Raw genomic sequence first — 7,153 nt, 5'->3', positions numbered from 1 at the left:
CCTCGCCGTAAATGGCCGACACATCGATGATGCCGGAGGAGTCCCAGTTGCCGTAGTCAGCTGGATTGGGATCCGTCTGGCCGTAGAGAGTGGGCACCGCGGTGCGATCGATCTCCAGCCAGCGCTCACTCAGGGCCTGCCCGGTAACGGAATCGGTGGCACTGGCGTCCACCTTCCAAACCGAGGCCTCCTCCTGGGCGAAGTAGCCCGCGGCCACGGAACGGTCTTCCTGCACGTAAATGAACCCATCTTCCGACCAGGTGAGACCATCCGGGTTGCGGATGATGGTGGCCCCAAAGGCGCCCTGCTCATCGGCATCAATTATGCCGTTTTTGGTGACACCAAAAGCAGCATCCCAGGCAGCAATCTGGCGGTCACCGTCATAAATCACGGTCAGATCTGTGCTGTTGTCACCCGCAATCAGGCCGTTGCCGTCAAAGGCACCGCTGAGATCAAGGGTGATCAGGTTGCCGAAGGTATCGGCACCACCGAATTCGCCATTACCCGTGGTGGCGAACACCACCTCCTGGCCATTCTTAGGGTTGACGTTGGCATCCTCCAGGCGACTCAGCAGTAGGGCCCCAAGCTCGATTGCCTCGCTGCGCAGCTCTGCTTCACTCAGAAGAGCAACCTCCGCGCCCGTACCCACCAGCACCCAGCTGCCGGCGGCAGCTGTACCGAGGCCCAAGGCCCTGAGATCAGCAGAGTCGGGCACCCCCGCCGTGCCAGCGGCGTCACCGATACTGCCCCCCGTGGGCACCCAGGTGTAGACGTTGCCCTGGCTGGCAGCCAAACCATTGCGCTCCAGGAACCCTGCTCCCTCCTCAGTCGACTTTTCACCCACCCAGAGATAGATGGGGGCAGTGTTGTCGTCCATCAGCAAGACACCCACCGTGTTGACACTGCCGGTGTCAACTTGAACGGCGGTTTCCCAACCGCCGCGGCCCAGGCCGGGCAGCGCCCAGATGGCATCACTCTCAGTGTCTAGGGCCCAGAACAGACCTTCGTCGCTCTCCTCACCCGTGAGATAAATGTTGTCCACAAAGCCACGGCCAGCACCGAAGCGATCGGCCTGCTCGAAGCTGGAGGAGCAGAAGCGGCTGAAGCCACCATTGATTTGGGATGCATCGGTCACCTCCGCTCCATCGACGTCATAGATCTCGCTATAAGCAATGCCACCGGAGATTATGGCCGACTGATAGCCATTGGAGGCGTCATCATCAACATCCTTGTCGATGATAAACTTGCTAATCCGGGCTCCTTTTAAAGCCACGCCATCCACAAAGTATCCATAGCCAGCCAAGGCCGGATCAGTCCTTGAAACCGTCCCAATCTCACTGTTGGCGAGCACTGTGAAGGTGCCATCGCCATTGTCGTATGCACCGAGGCCATCGAAGATGCCGGGAGCAACGTAAACGCTATCACCAGGATTGAGACCATTGGTGAATTCACCGTTGGTGAGCAGGCTGGTCACCTCCAGCTCGGGGCCACCCGCCACATCCTTGAGCATGGTGCTGGTGAAGGTGCCGGCACCGGCCACAGGAGGCGCCGCAATCAGGGCCTCGAGGTCGAACACGTTGAGGGTGTTGGACAGCTCATTGGACACGATCAGCTGGGCGCGGCCCGTGGGGCTCTGCTTGGCATCTACCACAAGCAGCCCTTCGGGTGAAATACTGCCGGCGATCACGGTGCTGGTCACAAACTGACCGGCGGTGGGATCGCTCACGTCGAACACGGCCAGCATCGAGCTGACGCCCCGCTCCAGCGAGACGATGGCGTAGCTGCGGCCATCCACCTTGGCGACCACCACGCCCTCGGGCTCCACTCCCTTGTCATCGCTTCGGCTGTCGGCGTAGTTGCTCACCAGAATTGGATTGCCATCCTTGTCAGTGGAGGGAACCCACGCGGCAAAAGCGATGGTCTGCAGGGTGTTGCCGCTGTCCCAGAGCACGGTGCCGGTGTCAGCATCGAAAATGGTGATGCTGCGGCTGCCGAAGGTGGTGATGCGATCTTCACTGCCAACAGTGGCGTCATCTGTCAGCCGCTTCACCCGGTTGGCATTGCCCGAGCCGCGCTCTTCATCGGTGTAGACGGGATCATCCTCCTCAGGATCAGCACCGATGGCGAAATACTCACGGCCATCACCCTCATTGGCGGTGATGAAGTAGTCCTTACCCTTGACGCTGTAGGCAGCGATGCCGTCGGCCATGCGCAGACCTTCATAGGCCTGGCCCAGCAGGGGCTTGAAGCCACCATCCTTGTCGCTCAGATCCACCAACTGGGTGCTGTAGTCGACCGTTTCCAGGGAGAAGATCTTCTCGATCGTGTTGGTGGCCAGATTCACCTTGGCCACGCCATTGTTCTCTTGCAACGTCACGTAGGCGTAGATGCCCTGGATCGCGACGTATTCAGGCTCGATGTCGGTGGCCTGGGTGGTACCCGTGGGGCCGGAGATGCGGAAGTCCTCCGGCAGGGCAATATCATCAAACAGGAGTTCGGTATAGGTGAAAACAGGGTTCACGCGACCCTGAATGTCGATGATGCCGATGCTGCCGGGGCGATCCAGGGTGTAACCGGCCGCAGGCTGGCCCTCATTGGCAATCACCAGCTTGGTGCCGGTTTCATTGAAGGCGATCCCATCGGGCAGATAGCCAACCTGAACATCGGCAATCTGGGTGAGCGTGCCGTCGGCGCTGACGCGATAGAAGCGCACCAGGCCCTTGCCGCCGGTGGTGTCGTAGTCGGCAGGCGACAGGGCCACAGCCAGGAGATCTCCGTAGCTGGCTACGGATGTGGAGACGTAGCCGTCGCCATAGGACTCACGGCCCACCAGCTCTGGCTGGGTGGCATCGGTGGCATCAGTCACCTGCAGGGTGCTGCCGCCGCCGCTGGAGAGCACAAACAACTTGCCGCCGATGGTGACGGTGGCGGAAATTTCGGTCTGAAACTGTTCGCCCTTGAGCAGCTCGCCCTCGGTGTCCTCGGGAGTCAGGTTGAGGCTGCCCAGCAGGGGCTGGGAGGGGGCCGGAGCCGGCTGACCAGGGAATGCATTGCTGTTAGCCAGCGCCGGAGCAGCAGGCACTGTTGCGAATGCTACTGGTGCGGCTGCAGGTGCTTGTGCTACTGCAGGTGCTGCTACTTGAACGGCACTCTCCGTTTTACGAGCAGATACCGGGACTTCGAAATTGACGCTGGATTTGGCCTTGGGGGCGGGAGCCATGGGTCAGACAAATTCGGTCTGACATCACCGTGGCCTGAGCACCAGCCCCCGCTGTTTATGGCCTGGTTAGGAATTTAGGCAACATCGGTAGTGATGTGGTGCAGGCGACAATTGCACGGCAAGCAGATCACAAACCACCCTCTAATCACAATCACCCCTTAACCTGAAGCGCCCGCTGGGCCGCCCGTCCCGCCAGCCACACGGACGCCACCGTGGCCAGCAGCCCCACGATCCGCAGGGCCCAGGTGCCCGCATCGGCCTGGCCGGAGAGCACCTCCCCGAAGCGGGCCACATCCCCGGCCAGGGCCCCCAGGCCGCAGAACAGCACCGTGCCCGGCAGGATCGCCACCAGGCCAATCGAGTAGTCGCGCCAGCTCACCTCACTCAGCCCGTAGGCGAAGTTCAGCAGGCTGAACGGAAACGCCGGTGAGAGCCGGGTGAGCAGCACCAGCTTGAGCCCCTCCCGGCTCACGGCCTGCTCCACGGCCTGCAGCTTGGGCAAGGCGCTCAGGCGACGGCGCGCCCACTCCCGCAACCAGGTGCGGCCCAGCAGAAACGCCGCCTCCGCCCCCAGGCAGGCGCCTACAAACACCACCAAGCTGCCCCACCAGGGGCCATACAGCGCCCCGGCCAGCATCGAAGCCCACACCCCCGGCAGCAGCAACGTCACCCAGAGGGCATACAGCGGCACAAAGGCCACGGCGCCTAGGGGGGACTGCAGCACCGGCAGCCAGCGCTGCCAATCCAGGCTGAGGCCACTGGGATCAAACGCCATCAGAGCGTCTGCAGGGCATCACTGCCGCAGTGGGCACAGAAGCGGTGCTCGCCCACGCGGGTGCGCCCGCACTTGCCGCACACCTGCACCTGGGGGGCCACGTTGCGGCCATCTTCGATGCCATCGCGCAGGTCGATCTCCCGCAATTTCTCCAGCAGCTCCGCCTGGCCCACCGCACCGCTGGCCACCAGCAGTTCACAGAGGGCCTCGAGCCGCATCGTGACCTGCTCCAGGCGGGTGTCGACCGACTGCAGCCGGGACTCCAGCTCCTCGGGGCTTGGGGGCGGAGTCGATCGATCCATGGGCTGACGTTAGGGCGGGCAGGCCGCCCAGGCTCAGCCCGCCAAATCGGCCAGCCGCCGGCGGGCCAGCTCCGCCTGGGCCCGGGCTTCAGCCAGGTTGGCCTGGCATTCCGCCACCACCTCCGGCGGCGCCTTGCCCGCAAAATTGGGGTTGGCGAGGCGGCCGGCCAGCCCAGCAATCTCCTTCTCCGCCTTGGCCAGGTCTTTGTCGAGGCGGCCCTTGAGGGCATCGAGATCCACCAGGCCCTCGATCGGCAGCAACACCTGCAGTTCGCCGCACACCCCCGCCAGAGCCCTCTGACCACGAGCCGCCTCGGCGGCGGCGGGATCCAGCACCACCACGCTCTCGGCCCGGGTGAGGGCGGTGATGTCGGCGGTGGCCTCCACAAGCAAGGCCGCCAGCTCGCCGCGGCCGGTGACGAACTGCACCGGCGCTGGCTGGGCCGGTTTGAGCCCGGCCACGGCCCGCAGGTTGCGCACCACCCGGATCGCCTCGATCAACTCGGCGAACTGGGCCTCCAGGCCATCGTTGAGGGCGGCCTGATTCAGGGCCGGCCAGGGCTGCAGGGCCAGGAAGGTGCCCTCGGGCTCACCCGTGAGCCCATGCCAAAGCTCCTCACTCAGGTGGGGCATCAGCGGGTGCAGCAGTACCAGCAGCTCCTGCAACACCTTGGCCAGCACCTGGCGGGCGGTGCGCTGATCGGCGAGGGCCTCGGGGCTGGGGTTCTCACCGGGATTCAGGCGCCGCTTGAGCAGCTCAATGGTCCAATCGCACACCTCGTTCCAGGCGAACTCGTAGAGCCCCTTGGCCGCTTCGCCAAGGCCGTAGCTCTCGTAGCGCTCAGCGGTTTCGCGGTTGACGCGGGCCAGCCGGGACAGGATCCAGCGATCGGCCAGCTGCAGGGGCCTGCCCTCCTGCTCAAGCAGGGTGGGATCGGGCTCGCCCAGGCTGGCAGGGGTCTCACCCCCCAGGTTCATCAGGGCGAAGCGGGTGGCGTTCCAGAGCTTGTTGGCGAAGTTGCGCGAGGCCTCCACCGTGGCGGAGGTGTCGGATTTGCGGTCGTAGTCGAGGCGAATGTCCTGGCCGGCGCCGGCCACCTCGCGCACCAGGGCGAAGCGCAGGGCATCGGCGCCATAGCGCTCAATCAGCAGCAGCGGGTCGATGCCGTTGCCCGCCGATTTGCTCATCTTGCGGTTCTGTTCATCCCGCACCAGGCCGTGGATGTACACGTCTTTGAAGGGAATCCAAGGGATTCCAGAACCTTCCCGACCACTCATTAGGGCGCCAGCCATCATCGTCATCCGGGCCACCCAGAAGAAGATGATGTCGAAGCCCGTCACCAGCACGCTGGTGGGATACCAGCGCGCCAGATCGGCCGCATCCGCATCGGGCCAGCCCAGGGTGGAGAAGGGCCATAGGCCACTGGAGAACCAGGTGTCGAGGGCATCGGGGTCCTGCTCGAGCACTAACGGCTGGGCGTGGGTGCCCGTGCCGTAGATGGATTCGGCCTTCGCCATGGCTTCTGACGCATCACGGGCCACCACGTAGGGCGTGGTGTCGGTGATGGCACCGCCGGTTTCGCTCACCACAAACCAGGCGGGGATGCGGTGGCCCCACCACAACTGGCGGGAGATGCACCAGTCGCGGATGTCGGTGAGCCAGTCGCGGTACACCTTGCTCCAGCGCTCCGGCACGAAGCGGGGGTCGGCGTTCTCGAGGGCCTCGCGACAGCGGGCCGCCAGGGGCTCGGTTTTCACAAACCACTGGGTGGAGAGCAGGGGCTCCACCGGCACCTTGCCCCGATCGGAGAAGGGCACGCTGTGGCGGTAGGGCTCCACCTTCACCAGGAAATCTTCGGCCTCCATGGCCGCCACCACGGCCTGGCGGGCCTCGAAGCGATCCAAGCCCTGGAAGCGGCCGGCGGCCTCGTTCATCGTGCCGTCCTTGGCCATCACCGTGATCAGCGGCAGGTTGTGGCGCTGGCCAATGGCGAAGTCGTTGGGGTCGTGGGCGGGGGTCACCTTCACGCAGCCCGTGCCGAACTCGGCATCCACGTGGTCGTCGGCCACGATCGGGATGGTGCGGCCCACCAGCGGCAGGCTGAGGGTCTGGCCCACCAGCTCGGCATAACGGGGGTCCTTGGGGTTCACCGCCACGGCGGTGTCGCCCAGCAGGGTTTCCGGGCGGGTGGTGGCCACTTCGAGGAAGCCGGCGCCGCTGGTTAGGGGATAGCGGAAGTGCCAGAGGTGGCCGTCCACCTCCTTCATCTCCACCTCCAGATCGCTCACGGCCGAGCCGGAGGCGGGGCACCAGTTCACCAGGTATTCACCCCGGTAGATCAGCCCCTGCTCGTGCAGGCGGTTGAAGGCCTCGATCACCGCGGCGCTGCAGCCGGCATCGAGCGTGAACCGCTCCCGCTGCCAGTCCACCGAATAGCCCAGCCGGCGCAGCTGGCCCACGATCGTGCCGCCGCTCTCGGCCTTCCAGGCCCACGCCTTCTCCAGGAAGGCTTCCCGGCCCAGATCTTCCTTGCGCTGGCCCTCAATCTTGAGCTGCTTTTCGAGGATCGTCTGCACCGCGATCGAGGCGTGGTCGGTGCCCGGCAGACAGAGCACGTTCTTGCCGCGGAGGCGCTGGAAGCGCACGATCGTGTCGATCAGGGCCGTGTTGAAGGCATGGCCCATGTGCAGACTGCCGGTCACGTTCGGCGGCGGAATCACCACGCTGAAGGGCTCGCCGGGGGCAGCGGGATCCGGGTGAAAGGCTCCGGAGGTCTCCCAGGCGTGCTGCCAACGGCTCTCAGTGCCCGCCGGGTCGTAGGTCTTGGGCAGGGCTTCGGCGGACACGGCGACAGC

At 64.8% G+C, this 7,153-nt stretch carries 4 protein-coding genes; all 4 read right to left on the bottom strand.

What is annotated here, in order from left to right; genetic code table 11:
* Window positions 1–3,082, bottom strand: a 3,082-nt coding sequence (locus KBY71_RS08925; protein ID WP_254928573.1) for a choice-of-anchor I family protein, incomplete at its 3' end; no start/stop codon positions are given.
* A gap of 289 nt (window positions 3,083–3,371) precedes the next feature.
* Window positions 3,372–3,995 carry a TVP38/TMEM64 family protein gene (locus tag KBY71_RS08920; protein WP_254928572.1) on the bottom strand — a complete coding sequence of 208 codons (624 nt, stop codon included), beginning with the start codon at window positions 3,993–3,995 and terminating at the stop codon, window positions 3,372–3,374.
* Window positions 3,995–4,297: a hypothetical protein gene (locus KBY71_RS08915; RefSeq protein ID WP_254928571.1), complete on the bottom strand. Its 303-nt coding sequence runs from the start codon at window positions 4,295–4,297 to the stop codon at window positions 3,995–3,997. Before KBY71_RS08915 ends, KBY71_RS08920 begins: the two co-directional genes overlap by 1 nt.
* A 33-nt stretch (window positions 4,298–4,330) precedes the next feature.
* Window positions 4,331–7,144 (bottom strand): valine--tRNA ligase, encoded by a 2,814-nt coding sequence (locus tag KBY71_RS08910; RefSeq protein WP_254928570.1) that lies wholly within the window; start codon window positions 7,142–7,144, stop codon window positions 4,331–4,333.
* Window positions 7,145–7,153 lie beyond the last annotated feature (9 nt).

It is taken from the genome of Cyanobium sp. T1B-Tous (genome assembly GCF_024345475.1).
Classification (GTDB): Bacteria; Cyanobacteriota; Cyanobacteriia; order PCC-6307; family Cyanobiaceae; genus Cyanobium_A.
The sequence above is the reverse complement of the archived record's forward strand: the minus strand, read 5'-3'. Positions and strand labels throughout refer to the sequence as shown.

Bases quoted from the DNA above. Each gene is read 5' to 3' on its own strand.
- KBY71_RS08920 (WP_254928572.1), bottom strand. From the start codon at position 3,995: ATGGCGTTTGATCCCAGTGGCCTCAGCCTGGATTGGCAGCGCTGGCTG.
- KBY71_RS08915 (WP_254928571.1), bottom strand. From the start codon at position 4,297: ATGGATCGATCGACTCCGCCCCCAAGCCCCGAGGAGCTGGAGTCCCGG.